General features: G+C 42.9%; 1 pseudogene. It reads right to left on the bottom strand.

Annotated features, from left to right (window positions below):
* Window positions 1-247 (bottom strand): annotated as a pseudogene (locus V7659_RS31095) (RNA polymerase factor sigma-54); the annotation flags it as partial.

The raw sequence follows: 247 nt of genomic DNA, 5'->3' as shown, positions 1-247 counted from the left end.
TTGCTGATCCGAATACGGTTTTTTCTTATTTTCTGATTGAATCAGCTCCGCAATGTGGGTCTTCACTGTGTAGCTGGATGCTTCTTCGAGCGAATGCCCTTCTAGTTTCGCTTGGAAAAACTGTTTCATTTCCATTAATCCGTAAGGGGTCTGCACCATTTTCCCTTTGACTGTTCGACTCACTGTCGACTCATGCACTTGTAATATATCTGCAATCCGCTTCATCGTAAGCGGTTTCATTTTATGC

The sequence above is a fragment of the Neobacillus drentensis genome (assembly GCF_036966985.1).
Lineage (GTDB): Bacteria > Bacillota > Bacilli > Bacillales > Cytobacillaceae > Neobacillus > Neobacillus drentensis_E.
The sequence above is the reverse complement of the archived record's forward strand: the minus strand, read 5'-3'. Positions and strand labels throughout refer to the sequence as shown.